Source organism: Mesorhizobium sp. PUT5, from assembly GCF_052216645.1.
Classification (GTDB): Bacteria; Pseudomonadota; Alphaproteobacteria; order Rhizobiales; family Rhizobiaceae; genus Mesorhizobium.
Window position 1 is genome coordinate 3,308,029 of record NZ_JBQOSO010000003.1, and the last position, 20,196, is coordinate 3,328,224.

A 20,196-nucleotide genomic window follows, 5' to 3' on the forward strand; every position below is an offset into this window, starting at 1 on the left:
GCTTTCCTGTTCCGCGTTCCTGTTCCTATTCCGCTGGCCGCGTTTCTTCCAGCGCGTTCTCCTCGTTGAAGAGGAAGCCGCCGGACTGGCGCCGCCACAGCCGCGCATAGAGCCCGTCCAGCGCAATCAGTTCCTCATGCGTGCCCTCCTCCACGATCCGGCCCCGGTCCAGCACCACCAGCCGGTCCAGGGCCGCGATCGTGGAAAGGCGATGCGCGATGGCGATCACGGTCTTGCCGTGCATGAGCCGGGTCAGATTTTGCTGGATCGCCGCCTCGATGTCGGAATCGAGCGCCGACGTCGCCTCGTCCAGCACCAGGACCGGCGCGTCCTTGAGGAAGACCCGGGCGATGGCGATGCGCTGGCGCTGGCCGCCGGAAAGCTTCACGCCGCGCTCGCCCACGAAGGCGTCGTAGCCGGTGCGGCCGCGATTGTCGCGAAGCTGCAGGATGAACTCGTGCGCCTCGGCGCGGCGCGCGGCCGCCATCACCTGTGCATCCGTGGCATCGGGCATGCCGAGCCGGATGTTGTCGCGCAGCGAGCGGTGGAAGAGCGCTGTGTCCTGGCTGACAACGCCGATATTGGCGCGCAGCGAATTCTGCGTGACGGCGGCGATGTCCTGCCCGTCTATCGCGATCTTGCCGCCCTCGAGGTCGTAGAGCCGCAGCAGCAGGTTTGCCAGCGTGGTCTTGCCCGCGCCCGAAGGGCCGATGAGCCCGACCTTCTCGCCCGGCCTGATGATGAGGTCGATGCCGTCCAGCACCCCGGCGCCCTTGCCGTAGTGGAACACCACGTCGCGGAATTCCACGCGCCCGCCGGCAACGACGAGCTCCTTCGCGTCCGGGCAGTCGACCAGCCCGAGCGGCTGCGAGATCAGCGCCTTCGAGTTCTCCAGCACGCCGAGGTTCCGCAATATGCCGTTGAGCTGCATCATCAGCCGGCCTAGCAGCATGTTGAGCCGCAGCACCAGCGACAGCGTGAAGGCGACCGCGCCGACCGTGATGGAGCCTTCCAGCCACAGATAGACGGAAAAGCAGGCGATCGCCGTGATCATGACGCCGGACAGGCCCGTCAGCGCCATACGCACGCCGGTCAGCCGCCGGGTGAAGGGGCGCAGCGCGTCGAGATAGATGTCGAAGCCGTTGCGGATGTAGCGATCGTCGCCGTCGGCGGCGAACAGCTTGAGCGTCTGCACGTTGGAGTAGGAATCGACGATGCGGCCGTTGATCATCGAGCCGGCTTCGGCGGTCGCCTCCGCATGCTTGCGGATGGAGGGAAGATAGAGCCTGGCCAGCCAGCCGAAGGCCGCGATCCAGATCACCACCAGCGCCGCCAGCCGCCAGTCCAGCCCCGCCACCAGGGCCAGCGTGGTGACGGTGTAGACGATCATGAACCACACCACCTCGATGAAGCTTTCCATCAGGTCGCCGGTGGCCTGCCCGGCCTGCCAAACCTTGGTGGCGATGCGGCCGGCGAAATCGTTCTGGAAAAAGGCGTAGGACTGGCGCGAGACGTGGCGATGCGCCTGCCAGCGAACGAGGTTGTAGAAGCCCGGCGTGATGGTCTGCTCGTCCACCAGCGCCGACAGCGCCACCACCACCGTGCGGATGACCAGCACCACCACGACCATGAAGACGAGTTCCCAGCCGGCCGCGTCCCACAGCGCCTGCCAGCTCCGCTGGCCATGGATCTGGTCGAGTATGTCGACCAGCCGGCCGACGAAATAGAACAGGCCGGCCTCGACCAGCGGCGCGATGCCGCCGATGACGAGCATGGCGAAGAAGGCGAGCTTGGCCTGCCCGACATAGTGCCAGATGAAGCGCCCGACCGCGAAGGGCGGGCGAAGGTCCGCCGGCTCCCTGAACGGGTAGACCCAGTTCTCGAACCAGCGGTAGACGGCCTTCATCATTCGGCGGCTTCTTCCTTCATTTCCACCGCCATGCGGGCGGCCGGCTCGTGCTGGCCGTCGTCGAGCAGGAAACCGCCAGACTGGCGCTGCCAGAGTTGCGCATAGATGCCGCCGGCGGCGACCAACTCGTCATGCGTGCCTTCCTCCACGATGCGGCCCTTGTCCATCACGACCAGCCGGTCCATCGCGGCGATGGTCGACAGGCGATGGGCGATGGCGATGACGGTCTTGCCCTGCATGAGCTTGTAGAGGTTCTCCTGGATGGCCGCCTCGGCCTCGGAATCGAGCGCAGACGTCGCTTCGTCGAGAATCAGGATCGGCGCGTCCTTCAGCATAACGCGGGCGATGGCGATGCGTTGCCGCTGGCCGCCGGACAATTTCACGCCGCGCTCGCCGACATGGGCGTCGAAGCCCTTGCGGCCCTTGGCGTCCGAAAGCCCGTCGATGAAGTCCAGCGCCTCGGCCTGGCGGGCAGCCTCCAGCATCATCTCCTCGCTGGCGTCGGGCCGGCCGTAGAGGATGTTGTCGCGCACGGATCGGTGCAGCAGCGAGGTGTCCTGGGTGACCATGCCGATCTGCCCGCGCAGCGAATCCTGCGTGACGGCCGAAATGTCCTGCCCGTCGACCAGGATGCGCCCGCGCTCCAGGTCGTAGAAGCGCAGCAGAAGGTTCACCAGCGTGGACTTGCCGGCTCCCGAACGGCCGACGATGCCGACCTTTTCGCCCGGCTTCACCGTGAGTGCGAGGTCTTCGATGACGCCCTTCTGCTTGCCGTAGTGGAAGCCGATGTGCTCGAAACGGATATCGCCCTTGTCGACCACGATGTCTTTGGCCTGCGGCCGGTCCTCGACCAGCCGGGGCAGCGAGATCGAGCCGATGCCGTCCTGCACCGTGCCGATGTTCTCGAACAGCGCCGACATCTCCCACATGATCCATTGCGACATGCCCCACAGCCTGAGCACGAGGCCGATGACGACGGCGACCGCGCCTATGGTCACCGCCTCGCCCAGCCACAGCCAGATCGACAGCGCCGCCACCGAGAACAGCAGCAGCGAGTTGAGCACGTAGAGCACGCCGTAGAGGCTGGTGACGAGGCGCATGGAGCGGTAGACCGTGTCGAGGAACAGCATCATGCTCTCGCGCGCAAAGCTCGCTTCCCGGCGCGCATGCGAGAACAGCTTCACCGTCTGGATGTTGGTGTAGCTGTCGACGATGCGGCCGGTCATCAGCGAGCGCGCGTCGGCCTGCTCCTGCCCCACCCTGCCGAGCCGCGGGATGAAGTAGCGCAGCAGAAGCACATAGCCGACCAGCCACGCGCCGAGCGGCGCGGCCAGCCGCCAGTCGGCCGAGCCGACGATGACCAGCATGCCGAGGAAATAGACCACGACATAGTTGAGCACGTCGCTGAGCTTGATGACGCAGTCGCGCACGGCCAGCGCCGTCTGCATCAGCTTGGTGGCGATGCGGCCGGCGAACTCGTCCTGGTAGAAAGTCATCGACTGCTTGAGCAGATAGCGGTGCACCTGCCAGCGGATACGCATGGGGTAGTTGCCCATCACCGTCTGCTGGTTGATGAGCGAATGGAACCACACCGTGCCGGGCAAGGCGACCAGCACGACGAAGGCCATGCCGGCGAGCTTCAGCCATTCCGTCTGCAGGAAGGTCTCGCGGTTCTGCGCCGAAAGCCAGTCGACGATATGACCGAGAAAGCCGAACATCCACACCTCTGCGATCGCGATAGCTGCGATCAGCACCGCATCGACGGCCAGATAGGGCCATGCGCCGCGCGTGTAGTGGATGCAGAAGCCGACCAGCGTCCTCGGCGGCTCGACCGGCTCGGCTGCGGGGAACGGATCGAGCCTTTTCTCAAACCAGCGGAACATCGTTTCGTCTCTCTTCTTGTCTGGACGTCCGCCTAGGCGGCGCGGGCCCGCGCGGCATGGGCCCGCGGCTCTTGGGAATCGGCAGGAAGGCGCAGGACCGTCCGCGCAATATAGGAAGCCGATGGCTTTTCGCCGACAGGAGATGCGCAAACCTCCTGACGTTCGCCGTCATCGGTGCTTGCGGCCCCCCGACGGAACAGGCCGAAGAGGCGCCGCACCAGCGAAGGCCGGCCGTAGTCCGGCACGGCACGGGAAAAGTCCACGTCGGGCAGCATGCCGCGATGCGGCCGCCGCCGCATCTGTGCGTGCGCGTCCGAGGAATGGGTTTCGCCGACCAGCAGCGCCCAGGTGGCGAGCTTGCGCTCGTGGAGGTTGCGTGAGCCGGGTATCTTGCAGGGATCGAACATGGGTCCGTCCTCCGAAAAAGGAACTTGGTTGAAAAAAGTGCCGGCCGGGACCGAAGGCACCGGCAGGGAAATCACGGCGACGGGCGCGCTTTGGCGGGACCTTCAGCCCCTTGGAAGCTTGGAAACATCGGAAGATTCCTTCGGAAACCGGAAAACGGTTCCGGCCGGAATCGGGACAAATGTGCCTTAGATGGTCAGGAAAGCGTCGAACCGAGTGCCGCCGTCAGGCGAAGCGCCACCCCAATGGGCGATAGATGGGGCGGTGGATGTCTACGGTCTTCATGAATTCCATATCCGCCTCCGTCGGTTCGAGTTGACAATCGCCGTCCTATACACGCATTCGCGGCCGATGGCCATATACGGGTCCGCGAAAGGCGGGAAACCGCGGCGCACTGTGGCCGGCGCGCCACGCAGGAAGGTTCGGAATGCCCATGACGGAAGAGAAGGAAGGCCTGCGCATTGCGCTGTACCAGCCCGACATCGCCGGCAACACGGGCACGATCCTGCGCTTCGCCGCTTGCATGGGGCTGGCGGTGGACATCGTCGAACCGGCCGGTTTCGACCTCTCCGACCGCAATCTGAAGCGCGCCGGCATGGACTATCTGGAGATGGCCGCCCTCACGCGCCATGTCGACTGGCAGGCCTTCGAGGAGCGGCGCCGGGCCGAGGGGCGCCGCCTGGTGCTGCTTTCCACCCGCGCCGCGATGCCCTATGCGGATTTTTCCTTTTCGCCGCGCGACACGCTGCTGTTCGGACGCGAATCGGCGGGCGTGCCGGAAAATGTGCACGAAGCGGCGGATGCCCGCCTGCTCATTCCCATGCAGCCCGGTGCCCGCAGCCTCAACATCGCGCTCTCCGTGGCGATGGCGGCGGGCGAAGCGATCCGCCAATTGCGCTGACCGACGTCAATCTGCCGCGGGCAGGCGCCTTATGGTGAATTCGATGACGTCGCCCGGCCGCTCGAACCAGCTTTCGATCTCGGTCCAGTAGGCCTGCTTCGGCCAGCGCTCGAACCATTCCTGCGCCTTGAGCCTGGCATCGCGACGCGGCAGCACGAAGGTCTCGCGCAGGAAGCCGTCGCGCGGCATGCGCCCGTGCTCGGCGCGGCTGCGGTCGAGCCTCTTCTTCAGGCCATCCAGCGGCGGTCTTGCCGGAGTACGCACGAAAGAACTCCTTGACCCGTTGTCTCAAGAGATTAGGGATCGCGCCGACAAAAGACGAGTCATTTGTCGGGCCGCCCGGCCCGCCAGCGGAGACGGCATCTTGGAAAGACCTGAAATCCCCGCGGGCCTGCCCGCCGACATCGAGGCCAGGAAGGACAAGGCGCGCGCCTGGTTCGAGACGCTGCGCGACCGCATCTGCGCCGCCTTCGAGGCGATCGAGGACGAACTGGCCGGCCCGCAGGCGAGCTGGGCGCCGGGCCGCTTCGAGCAGACGCCGTGGCAGCGCGAAGAAGGCAAGGGCGGCGGCGGCACCATGTCGATGATGCACGGCCGCGTCTTCGAGAAGGTCGGCGTGCACACCTCCACGGTCTTCGGCGAGTTCTCGCCCGAATTCCGCAAACAGATTCCCGGCGCCGACGAAGACCCGCGCTTCTGGGCCAGCGGCATCTCGCTCATCGCCCACCCGTGGAACCCGAACGTGCCTGCCGTCCACATGAACACGCGCATGGTCGTCACCACCCGGCGGTGGTTCGGCGGCGGCGCCGACCTGACGCCGGTGCTCGACCGCCGCCGCACCCAGGAAGACCCGGATTCGGTCGCCTTCCACCGCGCCATGCGCTTCGCCTGCGAGAAGCACGCGGCCGTGGCCGACTATGAAAAATACAAGGACTGGTGCGACGAGTATTTCTTCCTGCCACACCGCAGCGAGCCGCGCGGCATCGGCGGCATCTTCTTCGACTGGCTGCATTCGCCCGATGAAAAGGGCGGCTGGGATGCCGATTTCGCCTTCGTGCAGGATGTGGGCCGCGCCTTCCTGGTGGTCTACCAGCATCTGCTGCGCGCCAATTTCAACGACAACTGGACCGACGGCGACCGCGAGGAGCAACTGATCCGGCGCGGCCGCTATGTCGAATTCAACCTGCTCTACGACCGGGGCACCATCTTCGGCCTGAAGACCGGCGGCAACGTATCCTCGATCCTTTCCTCCATGCCGCCGCAGGTGAAGTGGCCGTAAAATTGCCGTGAGCGGCGCGTGAACCGCATTCGGGTCCAAATTCGCGGATTTGGACCCGCAATATGGCGCGGGCCGCACTGCGGATTTTCTTTTTCGTCTAATAGCCTGGCCTGGAGCGGGCGATAGTTTGTGGCCGGGCCGGGAAGCGCCGGCGGTTCCCCCTCCCCGGAACCGCGACCCGACGCGACCGGACGGCCCGAACAAGGGGCATCTTCCCACGATGCCCGCACTCCAGGAAAATCGATATGCGCAAGCTCATCGTATCCGCCGCCGCCGCCGCGCTTCTGGCTTCCGGCTCCATGGCGTTCGCCGCAGTCAAGCACACCACGGGCACGGTAAAGACGTTCGACGGGACGGCAAAGAGCCTCGTCCTAGATGACGGCTCCGCCTTTACGCTGCCCAAGACTTTCAAGGATCCTGGCTTGAAGGCCGGCGAGAAGGTCAGGATTTCCTGGGACATGAGCGGCAAGGAGAAGGTTGCCGAGGCTGTGAAAATCCTGAAGCAGTAATCCTTTCGCAGGACAGCGTGAAAGGGCGGGGCGCCTGAGCGCGCTCCGCCTTTCGCATACGCGGCCCGCCAACGGCGCAACCAAAACCGCCCGAAGCGTGTTATGCTCGACCTTCGACACGACCAGGAAAGGAGGAAACGATGAAGGAGTTCTATTGCGGCTCGCTCGTTCCCGGCTGCGAATGGCATACGCGCGCCGAGGAGGAGGCCGAGGTGATGCGCCGCGCTGTCGAGCACATGCGCCAGACGCATGGCGAGACCGTCATCCGCGAGACCATGATCGAGGCCATCCGTTCGCGCATCGAAAAGGTGCGGGACGCCGCCTGACCGCGGCGGCTTAGCTCCCGATCACGGCCCGCGCGCGCTCAAGCAACGCGTCGCGACCAAGTACGAAGCCCGATCCGATCCATTCCGTCTCGAGTTGCCTGAGCAGGGCACCGAGCCGCGGCCCTTGTGCCGCGCCCAGTGCCGCAAGGTCCGCGCCCTTCACCGGAAACACAGGCCGCTCCCACTTTTGCGTATAGGCGAGCAGGCGTGAAAGCCCGCCCGCCTGCGCGAGCGTCGCGACGTCCTGCGCGGCCCGCCCGCGCGCCGCGGCCAGTGCAAGCCGCAGGCGGTCGATCACGCCCTGCGGATCGCCGTGGTAGAGCACCCGCGCCAGCATGCCTTCGGTCTCCGTCGGTTCGACGGGCGGGGTCAGCGCCCAACGCTGGAGCCGGTTGGCCTCGGCGGTGGAAAGCCTGAGCCGTTCGGCAAGCTTCTTCATGCGGGCGGCGTCCGGCGGCACCATCGCCTCCAGCCGCAGCAGCGGGTCGGCGCCCCAGCCCAGGGCGCGCTCGGTTTCGGTCAGCGCGTGGATGGCGTCGATGCCCCATTTGTCGCTTTCGGGCAGCACGCGCGACAAGACGCCCGCCTGCCTCATCCATAAAAGCGCGCGTGAAGGGTCCGGAGCGGAAAGCAGCTTCTTCAGTTCCATCCAGACGCGCTCGGCCGAAAGCCTGTCGAGGCCCTCCTTCAGCCTTGCACAGGCCTTCAGCCCCTCCGCGTCGGGACGGCCGTCGCCATACCAGGCGAAGAAGCGGAAGAAACGCAGGATGCGCAGGTAGTCCTCACGGATGCGGGCTTCCGCATCGCCGATGAAGCGCAGCCGCCGCGCCTCTATGTCGGCGATGCCGCCGACCAGGTCGACCACCGTGCCATCGGCCTCAGCATAGAGCGCGTTGATGGTGAAGTCGCGCCGCTCGGCATCCGCCTTCCAGTCGCGTCCGAAGGACACTTTCGCCCTGCGCCCGTCCGTTTCGACATCGGCGCGCAGCGTCGTCACCTCGAACGGCTTGCCGCCGGCCACCACGGTGATGGTGCCGTGCTCGATGCCGGTCGGCACCGGCTTGAAGCCGGCGGCTTCCGCGCGCCGCATCGTTTCTTCCGGCAGCGTGGTGGTGGCTATGTCGACATCGGCCACCTTCTGCCCGATCAGCGCGTTTCGCACCGCCCCGCCGGCGATGCGCGCCTGGTCGCCATGGCTGGACAGAACCGAAAGCAGCCGCTGCAGGTTCTTGTCGCGCAGCCAGTCGGCACGCCCGGCGATGGTGACCGTGCCGCTCACGCATAGAGCCTTTCGTAGAGCGTGCGGATGATGCCCGCCGTCACCCCCCAGATGCGCTGCCCGCCATAGGGCATCTCGTAGAAGAACCATTCGCGGTCGTTCCAGAAGCGGCTGTCGCGGCGGTGGTTGGCCGGGTCCATCAGGAAGGACAGCGGCACCTCGAAGGCGGCGTCCACCTCATCGGGATTGAGCGTCAGGTGAAAGCCCGGCCGCACCACCGACAGCACCGGCGCGATGCGGTAGCCGGAGCCGGAGACGTAGTCGGGCATACGGCCGACAAGATCCACGAAGCCGGCGTCGAGCCCGACCTCTTCGGCCGTCTCGCGCAGCGCCGTGGATTCCGGCGTCGGATCGCCCGGGTCTATCCGGCCGCCGGGAAAGGCCACCTGGCCGGTATGGCTGCGCAGCGTCTCGGAGCGCTTGGTAAGCAGCACGGTGGCCTCCGACCCGTGATCCACCACCGGTATCAGCACCGCCGCGTCGCGCAGCGGCGCGGCAAGGTCGAGCCGCGGGTGGCCGGGATTGAAGCGATGGTCGCCGAAGGCCTCGCCCTGGCGGGCCGGCGACTGCGCGGCGGCGCGCGCGCGGAAATCGGCGGCGGAAAAGGGAGCGGCAGCGGTCCGGCGGTCCATCACGTGCTCAAGCTCCTGAGCCGCTCCGCCGGCATGATCGGAAAGACCGCGCCCAGCGAGCGCACGGCAAACATGGCGTGCCCGTCTACGGCTATCTCCTCGCCGTGGCCGACCAGTTCGTACATGACCGGCCGCGCCACCAGCGCCTCCAGCCGCCCCCGCACCAGAAGATAGGGCTTGAGCCCGCCGGTGCCGTCCTCGTCGACGAATCGCAGCGGGTTCCGCGGTCCCGCTTCCACCACGTCCCCGACATTGGTGCGGAAGGTGATGACCTGCCCCTCGCCCGCGCCGGAAACGTTCATCTCCACCGCCACGAAGGGGGCATCGATCACGCGGATGCCGACCTTCTCCACCGGCGTGACCAGATAGGTCCTGCCATCCGCGTCCTTGCGCAGCACGGTGGAGAACAGCCGCACCAGCGGCATGCGGCCGATCGGCGTGCCCAGGTAGAACCAGGTGCCGTCCGGCCGGATCTCCATGTCGAGGTCGCCGCAGAAATCCGGGTTCCAGCGCTCCACCGGCGGCAGGCCCTTGCCGGCGCGGGCAGCCCGCGCGACCAGCGCCTCCAGCCCGGCCGCGTCCGCGGCTGTGGCCAGACTTTCCCCGGCAATGCTTCCCTTCCTGGATGCGGACTGATCGACCATGGCCACGAAATAGTCACTGTTGGCGCGCTTGTCAGCCGGGGCAGGTGATTTAAGTTCGGGAAAGGGCTAGGTCCGGCACGAATCGCGGCGGCAGGCCTTGCGCCGCCGCCAATGACGAGGAATGGAAGCTTCATGAGCATCATGGTCAAGGAGGGCCCGGTCAGCGACAGGGACATGGTCGCCCAGGCCGAGCAGGCGCTTGCCGACATCTCCCGCGTCCGCGAAGGCGTGGGCCGCGTCATCTTCGGCCAGGAAGGGGTGGTGGAACGCACGCTGGTGGCGCTGCTGGCCGGCGGCCACGCGCTTCTGGTGGGCGTGCCGGGCCTGGCCAAGACCAAGCTGGTGGAAACGCTGGGCATCGTTCTGGGCCTGGATTCGCGCCGCATCCAGTTCACCCCCGACCTGATGCCGTCCGACATTCTGGGCTCCGAGGTGATGGAGCAGGACGAGAACGGCCGCCGCTCCTTCCGCTTCATTCCCGGGCCGATCTTCACCCAATTGCTGATGGCCGACGAGATCAACCGCGCCTCGCCGCGCACGCAGTCGGCATTGCTGCAATCCATGCAGGAATATCACGTCACCGTGGCAGGCGCGCGCCACGACCTGCCCGCCCCCTTCCATGTGCTGGCGACGCAGAACCCGCTTGAGCAGGAGGGCACCTATCCGCTGCCCGAGGCACAGCTCGACCGCTTCCTGATGCAGATCGACGTCCTCTATCCCGAACTGGACGCCGAACGCCGCATTCTTCTGGAGACCACCGGCGTGGACGAGGCCAGGGCGCAGAACGTGCTCGGTCCCGAGCGGCTGCGCGAGATCCAGATGCTGATCCGCCGCATGCCGGTGCCCGAAAGCGTGGTGGAGGCCATCCTCTCCCTGGTGCGCTCCGCCCGCCCGGGCCAGGGCGGCGCCGACACCGACCGGCACGTCTCCTGGGGGCCGGGTCCGCGCGCCGGCCAGGCGTTGACGCTGTGCGCCCGTGCGCGCGCTCTCTACGACGGGCGGCTGGCGCCTTCCGTGGACGACGTGCGCGCCCTGGCCGAGCCGGTGCTGCAGCACCGCATGGCGCTGACATTCGCCGCCCGCGCAGAGGGCATGAGCGTGCGCGACGTGGTGGCAAGGCTGGTCAAGGAAATCTGATGGCGCGGATCGGCGAGGCCCAGGCACCGGCGGCGGCGCGCGAGGCGCTTGTCCGCGGCCGGGCTCGCGCCGCCCTGGTGCCGGACCTGCTGGTAGAGGCGCGCCGCATCGTCAACACGGTGATCGCCGGCTGGCACGGCCGCCGCAAGCGCGGCATCGGCGAGAATTTCTGGCAGTTCCGGCCCTATGTCGAGGGCGAATCGATCGCCCGCATCGACTGGCGCCGCTCCGCCCGCGACGACCACATCTATGTGCGCGACCGCGAGTGGGAGGCCGCGCACACGGTGTGGATCTGGGCCGATTCCTCGCCCTCCATGCTCTACAAGTCGACCACGGCGGAAGTCTCCAAGCAGACCCGCGCGCTGGTGCTGGCGCTGGCCATGGCCGAGCTTCTGTCGCGCAGCGGCGAGCGCATCGCCTGGCCGGGCCTGACCGATCCCTTCACCGCCCGCGACGGCGCCGAGCGCGTCGCCGCCCGCCTCGTCCACGCGCCCGACCTGCCGGACAAGCCCGATCTTTCGATGGTGCGCCGCTTTTCCGACATCGTCCTCGTCAGCGACTTCCTCGACCCCGTCGAGGAAACCGTCGCCTGGCTGGACGTGCTGGCCCGCCATGAGGTGCGCGCGCATCTGATCGAGATCGCCGATCCGGCCGAGGAAAGCTTCCCCTATTCCGGACGCACCGAATTCACCGATCCCGAGACCGGCGAGAAGCTGACCGCCGGCCGTGCCGAAACGCTGGCCGACGACTACCGCCGCCTCTACCACGCCCGCCGCGACGAACTGGCGGCGTGGTGCCGGCGGCTGGGCTGGAGCTTCACCACCAACCACACCGACCGCCTCGCCTCAGAGGCGCTGGTGCGGCTGCACATGGCGCTGGGCGCCGAGGGCTTCCAGACCGGAAGGCCGGCGGCATGAGTTGGCTGCCGCTTTCTTTTGGCGCGCCGATGGTGCTGTGGGGCCTGATCGCCCTGCCGGTGATCTGGTGGCTGCTCAGGCTCACCCCGCCCCGGCCGCAGACGGAAGTGTTTCCGCCGCTTGCCGTGCTGGCGCGCGTGCTGCGGCGCGAGGAGACCCCGCAGCAGAGTCCCTGGTGGCTGACCTTGCTCAGGCTGTTGATGGCGGCCCTGGTCATTGCAGCGCTTGCCGAGCCCGTCTGGAACCCGCGCGAGCAACTGCCGACCAAGGGCGCGGCGCTGGCGCTGGTGATCGACAATGGCTGGGCCGCAGCGCCCGACTGGGACAAGCGCGTGGCCACCGCCGAGCGGCTGATCGCCGATGCCGGCGGCAGGGGCGAGCCGGTGGTGATCGCCTTCACCGCCGAGAAGCCCAATGCCGAGATCGGCCCCTTCGACGCCGCCGCAGCTCTCGACCGGCTGCGCGCGGCAAAGCCGCGGCCCATCCCCACCGACCGGCCGGCCGTGTATGCCCGCGTGGCCGAGGCGCTGGCCTCGCTGCCCAACGCCAGCGTCGCCGTTCTGGCCGACGGGCTGGCGGCGCAAGACGACAAGCAGGCGTTCGACCGGCTTTTCTCGCACGGGGCGGCCGGCCTGGTCTGGGCCGTGCCCGATCGCATCGAGCCGATTGCTCTGACCGCCGCCGAAAACGAGGTGGACGGCTTTGCGCTGACCGCCATCCGTGCGCCGGGCAACCCGACGCCGGCCCGGGTCACCGCCGGCGCCTTCGACGACAAGGGCCGCCGCATCGCCGACGCCACGCTGACCTTCCAGCCGGGCGAGACCACCGCGACCGGCAAGATCGCCGTGCCCTTCGAGCTGCGCAACGACTTTTCCGCCATCGCCCTCGACGGCGAGCGCCATGCGGGCGCGGTGCGGGTGCTGGACGAAAGCTCCAAGCGCCGCCGCGTCGGCCTTCTGTCGCAGACCGAGGCCGACCAGGCGCAGCCGCTGCTTTCGCCGCTCTACTACGTTCGCCGCGCGCTCTCGCCCTATGCCGATCTCGCAGAACCTTCCAGCGCCGATCTCGCCGACGCCATCCCCCAGATCCTCGACCGCAAGCCGGCCATGATCGTCATGGCCGATATCGGCACCATCCCGCCGCAGGTGCGCCAGAAGCTGGTGGACTGGGTGGACAATGGCGGCACGCTGGTGCGCTTCGCCGGCCCCCGGCTGGCCGCCGCCGGCAACGACGAGGACCTGCTGCCCGTGCGGCTGCGCACCGGCGAGCGCTCGCTGGGCGGGGCGCTGTCGTGGACCACGCCGCAGCAGGTCACCGAATTTCCCGGCAACGGCCCCTTCGCCGATCTCTCCCCGCCCAACGAGGTCACCGTCTCGCGCCAGGTGCTGGCCGAGCCCTCGCCCGACATAGCCGACCGGACCTGGGCCAATCTCGCCGACGGCACGCCGCTGGTGACCGGCGCCCGCAAGGGCAAGGGCACGGTGGTGCTGTTCCATGTAACCTCCGAGGCGACATGGTCCAACCTGCCGATCTCCGGCAGCTTCGTGGAGATGCTGCGGCGCATCGTGCAGCTTTCGCGCAACCAGGGCACGGCCGCTGCCGATTCCTCCGGGTCTGCGCACACCTCGCTGGCGCCCTATCGCATGATCGCCGCCGACGGCGCGCTGGTGCCCCCGACGCCGGATGCCCGCCCGCTCGTCGCGCGCCCCGGCATCCTGCCGGTGACGTTGGAAAACCCGCCCGGCCTCTACGGCTCGGACGCCGGCGTGCTCGCCCACAACCTGCTCGAGGCGAAGGCCGCGCTGACGCCGCTGGCGCGCCCGCAGCTTTCCGTGCCGGTGACCACGATCCGCTACGGCTTCGACGAATCGCAGCGCCTGAAGGGGCCGCTGATTGCCGCAGCGCTGGCGCTGCTGGCACTGGACACGCTGGCCGTGCTGTGGATCGGCGGCGCCTTCGCGCGCCGGCCGCGCCGTCGCCAGGCTGCCGGTGCGGCACTGGCGCTGCTGGTCGGCCTCGGCCTGCTTGTGGGAGGCGGGGACGGTGCCCGCGCCGACGATTCCAAGCCGGGCGACGCGGCCGCGATCGCCGCCATCGACAAGACCCGCATCGCCTATGTGCTGACCGGCGTGCCGGCCGACGACGCCATCAGCCGCGCCGGTCTGGAGGGGCTGACCCGCTTCCTGATCGACAAGACAGCGCTGGAGCCGGACGAGCCGGCCGGCGTCAACATCGCCAAGGACGAATTGTCCTTCTATCCGCTGATCTACTGGCCGATCGATCCGGCGGCCCCCATGCCCGACCAGGCAGCGATCGCCCGCATCGACGCCTACATGAACCAGGGCGGAACGGTGCTGTTCGACACGCGGGACCAGTATTCCAACGGCATCGGCGCCGATTCCGCCAGCCCGGCGACGGAGCGGCTGCGCGACATCCTCGCCAACCTCAACATACCGCCGCTGGAGCCGGTGCCGCCGGACCACGTGCTGACCAAATCCTTCTACATCATGCCCGAGTTTCCGGGCCGCTTCGCCGGCAGCCCGCTATGGGTGGAAGCCTCGCTCGATGCCTCCAACGCCGACAACCGGCCCGTTCGCACGGGCGACGGCGTTTCTCCCATCATGATCACGGCCAACGATTTCGCCGGCGCCTGGGCGATCGGCGCCGACGGCGCGCCGCTGCTGCCCACCGTTCCGGCCGACCCCATGCAGCGCGTCTATGCGCTGCGGGCCGGCGTCAACATCATGATGTACACGCTGACCGGCAACTACAAATCCGACCAGGTGCACGTGCCGATCCTGCTCGAACGGCTGGGGCAGTAGGGCATGAACTGGTCGCTCTCCTTCGAGCCGCTGCTGTCCTGGCCGCTGATGGCTGCGCTTGTGGTGCCGCTGGCCGTTCTGGCGCTCGCCGGCCTGTGGCTGCGCCGGCGCGGCGCCTGGCTCCGGCTGGCGGCGCTGACCGCGCTGGCGCTGGCGCTGGCCAATCCCGTCATGCTCGACGAGGAGCGCGAGCCGCTGAAGAGCGTCGTGGCCGTGGTGGTGGACCGCAGCCAGAGCCAGGACATAGGCGACCGCACCAGGCAGACCGACGACGCCCTTGCCGGCATCAAGGAGCGGCTTTCCCGCTTCAAGCAGTTCGACGTGCGCGTGGTGGTGGAGGCCGGCAAGGCCGATGCCGTGGAGGACCGCACGCAGACGCGCCTGTTCTCCGCGCTGGAGGGCGCGCTGCGCGACGTGCCGCCTTCGCGCGTCGGCGGCGCCATCATGATCACCGACGGCGAGGTGCATGACGCGCCCTCCGGCCCGCCGGACCTCAACGCGCCGCTGCATGCGCTGATCACCGGCCACGAGCACGAGAAGGACCGCCGCATCCGCTTCGAGAAGGCGCCGCGCTTCGGCCTGGTCGGCAAGCCGCTCGACATGACCTACCGCGTCATCGCCTCCGACGGCGAGACCGGGCCGGTGGACGTCCGTGTCTCCGTCAACGGCCAGCAGGTGTCGATGGAGCGCGCCTTCATCGGCCAGGAGATGCCCCTGCAGATCACCGTGCCGAACGCCGGCCGCAACATCGTCGAGCTTGCCATTCCGGAAGAGGAAGGCGAGTTGACCGGCATCAACAACCACACCGTCGCCCTGATCGACGGCATCCGCGAGAACCTGCGCGTGCTGCTGGTTTCGGGCGAGCCGCACGCGGGCGAGCGCACCTGGCGCAACCTGCTCAAGTCCGACGCCTCGGTCAACATCGTCCACTTCACCATCCTGCGCCCGCCGGAAAAGCAGGACGGCACCCCGATCAACGAACTGTCGCTGATCGCCTTCCCCACGCGCGAGCTGTTTGTGGAGAAGATCAACCAGTTCGACCTCATCATCTTCGACCGCTACCAGCACCGCGACGTGCTGCCGATCCTGTATTACGACTACATCGCCGAATATGTGGAAAAGGGCGGCGCGCTGCTGATCGCGGCCGGCCCCGAATATGCCGGCGCGCAGACCATCGCGCGCACGCCGCTGATGCCGGCCCTGCCCGCCCTGCCCGACGGCAATGTCATCGACAAGGCGTTCTACCCCCGGCTCACCGATCTCGGCCAGCGCCACCCGGTGACGCGCGCCCTGGACGGATCGAACGCCGAGCCGCCGCACTGGGGCCGCTGGTTCCGCACCATCGGCGTCGAGCACCCGGAGGGCGAGGTGGTGATGAAGGGCGCCGACGACCGCCCGCTGCTGGTGCTCGACCGCAAGGGCGAGGGCCGCGTCGGCATGCTGCTTTCCGACCAGGGCTGGCTGTGGGCGCGCGGCTACGAGGGCGGCGGCCCGCATGTGCAGCTCTATCGCCGCATCGCCCACTGGCTGATGAAGGAACCGGAACTGGAGGAGGAGCGCCTCACCGCCGACGGCCGCGGCATGGTGCTGGAGATCCGCCGCCAGACCATGCGCGACGACCCCGGCGCCGCGCAGGTCATCACGCCTACCGGCAAGGCGCTGACGGTGAAGCTGCAGAAATCCGAGCCCGGCGTGTTCACCGGCAGCGTCCAGGTGGGCGAGATCGGCCTCTATCAGGTGGCCAATGGCGACCTCACCGCGCTCGCCCATGTCGGCCCCGTCAATGCGCCGGAATTCCAGGACGTGGTGTCGACCGACAAGATCCTGAAACCGGCCGCCGACGCCACCGGCGGCAGCGTGCGACGGCTCGCCACCGCCTCCGGCGGCATAGCGCTGCCCGCCATCGTGCCTGTGCGCGCCTCCGCCCAGGCCTCCGGCGACGACTGGATCGGCCTGCGTACCACCGACGACAGCGTGCTGAAGGCGCTCAGGCGCGTGCCGCTGTTCGGCGGCTTCCTCGGCCTCGGCCTGCTGCTGCTGGCGCTGGGCGGCATGTGGTACCGGGAGGGGAGATAGGCAGTAGGGAAAGGATCGAAGGGCGGGCGCACGTCAATGTACTTGGCGAGGCAGTTCTTCGGTTCGCACCAACATACTGCCCTATTCCCTTATCGCCCTATTCCTCCGGCTCCGTCGTGAACATCAGCGGATAGCCCTTGGCCTTGCCGGCGTCGGAGGCACGCTGCGCCTTGGTTTCTGCCACGTCCCTGGTGAACACCGCCACCACGCACACGCCGCGCCGGTGCGCGGTGATCATGACGCGCTGCGCCTGGTCCTCGCTCATCCGGAATTCGGCCTTGAGCACGGCCACGACGAATTCGCGCGGCGTGAAGTCGTCGTTGAGCAGGATCACCTTGTAGAGCTTCGGCCGCTCGGTCTTCGGCCGGGTCTTGGGTCTGGGCTTGAGGAGGACGTCTTCGGTCATGGCCGTCTGCCGCGCGCGCTGACGTCTTTCATTTTCGCACGATCGCCGGCAAGGGGCAAATCACGCATGAAAAAGACCGCCTCCGAAGGGCGGAGGCGGTCTTTGTGAAGCCGGGAGGGGGTCGGCTCACATAGTGGTCTTCTTGGCGGGAGCCTTCTGGGCAGCCTTCTTCTTGTGGACGACCTTCTTTTTCGCGACCTTGTGGACCGGCTTCTTGACGGTCGTGGCGGCCGGAGCGGTCGTGGAAGTGGTGGCGGCAGCCGTGGAAGCGGCCGCATTGGCAGCCAGCGGCGCCGAGAAGGCAAGAGCAAGGCCGAGGCCAAGAGCGGAGAGGAGGGTCTTGTTCATCATCGTTTCCTTTGTCACGCAGGCTGGTTCGGGTGTCACTGGTTCGGCTCTGCCGGTGCCACTCCAAGGAGCTTCAGCGCGTCGGCCAGCATCCGGATGCCTTGCGCCTCTTTCCTGGCGGCGCAATACCGGCTGGCCTTCTTCTGAAGCGCCTTCGCCTCGGCGACCTGCACCGCCTTGGCGTGGGTTTCGATGGCTTCGTCGAGTTGGTGACTCAGCCTGCTGCATGTTTCGCTCCGGGTGATTCCCGCCTTTGCATGAGCCTCTTGCGCTGCGGCCGTGACGAGCGAAATGCCGAGCAATGCACCCATCAGTCCGAACGAGAGTCTGCGCATGATCGGGTTCCTGGAACCCCGGTTGACGAAGCGCCGAACCGTTTCCAGCCGGCGCGGATATCGTTATGGCACCGGTTTTTTTCGCCGTTTTTTCCGGCTTGTTGAATTTTGTTTCCGGATTGTTTCCGGCGGCATTTTTTTCGCGCAGGCGCCGTTTTTGTTTCCGTCTCCCGCCGCGGCCGCTGGCCAAGGAATGCGGCCGCTCCTATTCTATGTGGCAGGGCCGGGCCTCGGCCGAAAATCCGCGGGCGGGTATCTTCGTGAAGTCCGATGCACACATCCTGATCGTCGACGACGACAAAGGCATCCGCGACCTGCTTCAGGAATTCTTCCAGAAGCGGGGCCTGCGCGTCTCCGTCGCCGCCGACGGCATTGAGATGGAGGCGGTCCTGCGCCGCACCCAGGTCGATCTCGTCGTGCTCGACGTGATGCTGCCGGGCAAGAGCGGGCTCGAGCTGTGCCGAGACCTGCGCGCACGCCAGTCCACGCCCATCATCATGCTCACCGCCGTCACCGAGACCACCGACCGGGTGGTGGGGCTGGAGATGGGTGCCGACGACTACGTGCCCAAGCCCTTCGACCCGCGCGAACTTCTGGCACGCATCCGCGCCGTGCTGCGCCGCCACAGCAGCGCCGAGCCGAAGGGGCTGGCACCGCGCCAGATCTATCGCTTCGCCGGCTGGACCATGGATTGCGGGCGGCGGCGGCTGATCGCGCCCGGCGACCTGCGCGTGGAACTGACGGCCGCCGAGTTCAACCTGCTGCACACATTCGTCAGGAGCGCTCAGCGCGTGCTCACCCGCGATCAGCTCATCGAACTGTCGGGGGGCGAAGGCGGCATCGCCTACGACCGTTCCATCGACATTCTGGTCAGCCGCCTGCGCCGCAAGATGGAGGACGATCCGCGTTCGCCGCAACTGATCCAGACCGTGCGCAGCGGCGGCTACCAGTTCATCCCCGAGACCACGTCCGAATGAGGCGCCTGCTGCCGCAGACCCTGCCCGCCTGGGTGCTGCTCATCGTCATCGCCGGCCTGCTCGCCAGCCAGGTGACGACGCTCTACATCGTGGCCCGCGACCGCGCCGCCTCCAGCGACATCGTCAACTATTACCGCCTCAACGACCGCGCCTTCTCCATCGTCCAGCTCATGTATTCGGCCTCGCCCGAAGAGCGCCGGCGCCTGGCCTCGGGCGTGACCAGTTCCAGTTATGCGATGACGGTTTCGGACACGCCTGCCGTCACCTCCGCCATCGCCCAGGACGACCAGTTGGCGGAACTGGAGGACATTCTGGTCGGCCGCCTGTCGAAATTCGGCGTCACCGAGGCGCGCGTGCGGCGCGACCCGGCCTCGCTGATGGACCGCGTGCCGCGCCACAGGGCCGAGGATTCCGACGTGGGCGAGGTCGAGAAGGACCTTTTGGCGCTGGCCGCCGGCTTCGCCAGAAGCGACAAGCTGACCGCCTCGATCCAGTTCGCGGACGGGCAATGGCTGAACTTCACGGAGCCGATCCTGCCGCCGGGCCCGGTGCTGAGCCCCGACAGCCTGCCCCTCTATGCCATCATGGCAGGGCTGGTCGTGGTCACCTGCGTCTGGTCGCTGCGGCGGCTGACGGCGCCCTACCGGGTCATGGAAAGGGCGGTGAAGAGGCTCGGCGAGGACCTCAAGAGCCCTCCCATTTCCGAGACCGGCAGCCGCGAGATCCGCACCGCCGCCCATGCCATCAACACCATGCAGGCCCGGCTTCGCGACTATGTCGAGGACCGCGAGCAGCTCGCGGCGGCGCTGGCGCACGACCTGCGCACGCCGCTGACGCGCATGCGGCTGCGCCTGGCGCTGCTGCGCAGTTCCAAGATCCGCGACGACCTCGCCCGCGATCTCGGCGACATCGAGACCATAGCCCGTTCGGTGATCGATTTCGCCACCTTCGAGGTGGCCGAGGAGAAGGCCGAGCGCATCGACTTCCTGTCGCTGGTCGAATCGGTGGCCGACGATTTCGAGAACGCCACGCTGGAGGAGGAGGGCATGCGCCCGCGCGAGCTGATCTGCATGGCCCGGCCGGTAGCGCTTCGCCGCTGCGTGACCAATCTCGTCCAGAACGCGGTGACCTACGGCAAGAAGGCGCAGATCAGCCTGCATCGCGACGGCAACGCGATCGTGCTTGCCATCCGCGACGAGGGACCGGGCATCCCGCAGGCCAAGCTCGATGCCGTCTTCAACCCCTTCGTGCGGCTGGAAGGCTCGCGCAGCCGCGAGACCGGAGGGCTGGGGCTCGGCCTGACGATCGCCCGAAACATTGCGCGCAATGCCGGCGGCGAGATCAGTCTCTCCAATCCTCCCGGCGGCGGCCTGCTGACGGAACTGCGCCTGCCTTCGGCCGTGTAGCGGCT

General features: G+C 67.8%; 20 protein-coding genes. 10 read left to right on the forward strand and 10 right to left on the reverse strand.

What is annotated here, in order from left to right; translation table 11 throughout:
* Positions 1–25 precede the first annotated feature (25 nt).
* Genes ACTDI4_RS17685 through ACTDI4_RS17695 form a run of 3 tightly spaced genes read right to left on the reverse strand, consistent with a single transcriptional unit; the run spans position 26 to position 4,274 of the window.
* Entirely contained in the window at positions 26–1,909 is a 1,884-nt protein-coding gene (locus ACTDI4_RS17685) for an ABC transporter ATP-binding protein (RefSeq protein WP_442842397.1), read from the reverse strand.
* The gene (locus ACTDI4_RS17690; protein ID WP_442842398.1) at positions 1,906–3,792 is read right to left on the reverse strand and encodes an ABC transporter ATP-binding protein; all 1,887 of its coding nucleotides are present in this window, start codon (positions 3,790–3,792) and stop codon (positions 1,906–1,908) included. The genes ACTDI4_RS17685 and ACTDI4_RS17690 overlap by 4 nt, the downstream gene beginning before the upstream one ends.
* Before the next feature lie 32 nt (positions 3,793–3,824).
* Positions 3,825–4,274, reverse strand: coding sequence for a hypothetical protein (locus tag ACTDI4_RS17695; RefSeq protein ID WP_442842399.1), 450 nt, complete (start codon positions 4,272–4,274; stop codon positions 3,825–3,827).
* A gap of 356 nt (positions 4,275–4,630) precedes the next feature.
* On the opposite strand from ACTDI4_RS17695, the gene ACTDI4_RS17700 reads away from it, so the two are divergent.
* On the forward strand, positions 4,631–5,098 hold the full coding sequence (locus ACTDI4_RS17700) for a tRNA (cytidine(34)-2'-O)-methyltransferase (protein WP_442843388.1): 468 nt from the start codon (positions 4,631–4,633) through the stop codon (positions 5,096–5,098).
* Positions 5,099–5,104: 6 nt separating this feature from the next.
* Here the strand turns inward: ACTDI4_RS17700 and ACTDI4_RS17705 are convergent, their stop codons facing one another.
* On the reverse strand, positions 5,105–5,362 hold the full coding sequence (locus tag ACTDI4_RS17705) for a hypothetical protein (RefSeq protein ID WP_442842400.1): 258 nt from the start codon (positions 5,360–5,362) through the stop codon (positions 5,105–5,107).
* A 100-nt stretch (positions 5,363–5,462) separates the two neighbouring features.
* Between ACTDI4_RS17705 and hemF the strand changes: the two genes are divergently transcribed.
* From hemF to ACTDI4_RS17720, 3 genes are all read left to right on the forward strand, one after another.
* A complete protein-coding gene (gene hemF / locus ACTDI4_RS17710) occupies positions 5,463–6,377 on the forward strand; it encodes an oxygen-dependent coproporphyrinogen oxidase (RefSeq protein ID WP_442842401.1) in 915 nt (304 codons plus the stop codon).
* 245 nt (positions 6,378–6,622) lie between these two features.
* On the forward strand, positions 6,623–6,886 hold the full coding sequence (locus tag ACTDI4_RS17715; protein ID WP_442842402.1) for a DUF1344 domain-containing protein: 264 nt from the start codon (positions 6,623–6,625) through the stop codon (positions 6,884–6,886).
* Between the two features lie 140 nt (positions 6,887–7,026).
* A complete protein-coding gene (locus ACTDI4_RS17720; protein ID WP_442842403.1) occupies positions 7,027–7,212 on the forward strand; it encodes a DUF1059 domain-containing protein in 186 nt (61 codons plus the stop codon).
* Between the two features lie 10 nt (positions 7,213–7,222).
* Here ACTDI4_RS17720 and ACTDI4_RS17725 read toward each other — a convergent pair whose 3' ends face one another.
* The 3 genes from ACTDI4_RS17725 to ACTDI4_RS17735 are packed head-to-tail and all read right to left on the reverse strand — an operon-like array spanning position 7,223 to position 9,767.
* Positions 7,223–8,491 carry a CCA tRNA nucleotidyltransferase gene (locus ACTDI4_RS17725; RefSeq protein ID WP_442842404.1) on the reverse strand — a complete coding sequence of 423 codons (1,269 nt, stop codon included), beginning with the start codon at positions 8,489–8,491 and terminating at the stop codon, positions 7,223–7,225.
* Positions 8,488–9,123, reverse strand: a complete 636-nt coding sequence (locus ACTDI4_RS17730; protein WP_442842405.1) for a CoA pyrophosphatase — start codon at positions 9,121–9,123, stop codon at positions 8,488–8,490. The genes ACTDI4_RS17725 and ACTDI4_RS17730 overlap by 4 nt, the downstream gene beginning before the upstream one ends.
* On the reverse strand, positions 9,123–9,767 hold the full coding sequence (locus ACTDI4_RS17735) for a DUF1285 domain-containing protein (protein ID WP_442843389.1): 645 nt from the start codon (positions 9,765–9,767) through the stop codon (positions 9,123–9,125). The genes ACTDI4_RS17730 and ACTDI4_RS17735 overlap by 1 nt, the downstream gene beginning before the upstream one ends.
* Positions 9,768–9,899: 132 nt before the next feature.
* Between ACTDI4_RS17735 and ACTDI4_RS17740 the strand changes: the two genes are divergently transcribed.
* Genes ACTDI4_RS17740 through ACTDI4_RS17755 form a run of 4 tightly spaced genes read left to right on the forward strand, consistent with a single transcriptional unit; the run spans position 9,900 to position 16,719 of the window.
* Positions 9,900–10,904, forward strand: coding sequence for an AAA family ATPase (locus ACTDI4_RS17740; RefSeq protein WP_442842406.1), 1,005 nt, complete (start codon positions 9,900–9,902; stop codon positions 10,902–10,904).
* The gene (locus ACTDI4_RS17745; protein WP_442842407.1) at positions 10,904–11,821 is read left to right on the forward strand and encodes a DUF58 domain-containing protein; all 918 of its coding nucleotides are present in this window, start codon (positions 10,904–10,906) and stop codon (positions 11,819–11,821) included. Before ACTDI4_RS17740 ends, ACTDI4_RS17745 begins: the two co-directional genes overlap by 1 nt.
* A complete protein-coding gene (locus ACTDI4_RS17750; protein WP_442842408.1) occupies positions 11,818–14,643 on the forward strand; it encodes a DUF4159 domain-containing protein in 2,826 nt (941 codons plus the stop codon). The genes ACTDI4_RS17745 and ACTDI4_RS17750 overlap by 4 nt, the downstream gene beginning before the upstream one ends.
* A 3-nt stretch (positions 14,644–14,646) precedes the next feature.
* The gene (locus tag ACTDI4_RS17755; protein WP_442842409.1) at positions 14,647–16,719 is read left to right on the forward strand and encodes a hypothetical protein; all 2,073 of its coding nucleotides are present in this window, start codon (positions 14,647–14,649) and stop codon (positions 16,717–16,719) included.
* A 97-nt stretch (positions 16,720–16,816) separates the two neighbouring features.
* Here ACTDI4_RS17755 and clpS read toward each other — a convergent pair whose 3' ends face one another.
* The 3 genes from clpS to ACTDI4_RS17770 form a co-directional block, all read right to left on the reverse strand.
* Positions 16,817–17,125 carry an ATP-dependent Clp protease adapter ClpS gene (gene clpS, locus ACTDI4_RS17760; protein WP_442842410.1) on the reverse strand — a complete coding sequence of 103 codons (309 nt, stop codon included), beginning with the start codon at positions 17,123–17,125 and terminating at the stop codon, positions 16,817–16,819.
* A gap of 126 nt (positions 17,126–17,251) precedes the next feature.
* Entirely contained in the window at positions 17,252–17,473 is a 222-nt protein-coding gene (locus ACTDI4_RS17765) for a hypothetical protein (RefSeq protein WP_442842411.1), read from the reverse strand.
* A 35-nt stretch (positions 17,474–17,508) separates the two neighbouring features.
* Positions 17,509–17,808 (reverse strand): hypothetical protein, encoded by a 300-nt coding sequence (locus tag ACTDI4_RS17770; RefSeq protein WP_442842412.1) that lies wholly within the window; start codon positions 17,806–17,808, stop codon positions 17,509–17,511.
* A gap of 260 nt (positions 17,809–18,068) precedes the next feature.
* Here ACTDI4_RS17770 and ACTDI4_RS17775 point away from each other — a divergent pair, with 260 nt between their 5' ends.
* Positions 18,069–18,785, forward strand: a complete 717-nt coding sequence (locus ACTDI4_RS17775) for a response regulator (protein ID WP_442842413.1) — start codon at positions 18,069–18,071, stop codon at positions 18,783–18,785.
* On the forward strand, positions 18,782–20,191 hold the full coding sequence (locus tag ACTDI4_RS17780; protein WP_442842414.1) for an ATP-binding protein: 1,410 nt from the start codon (positions 18,782–18,784) through the stop codon (positions 20,189–20,191). The genes ACTDI4_RS17775 and ACTDI4_RS17780 overlap by 4 nt, the downstream gene beginning before the upstream one ends.
* Positions 20,192–20,196: the final 5 nt, after the last annotated feature.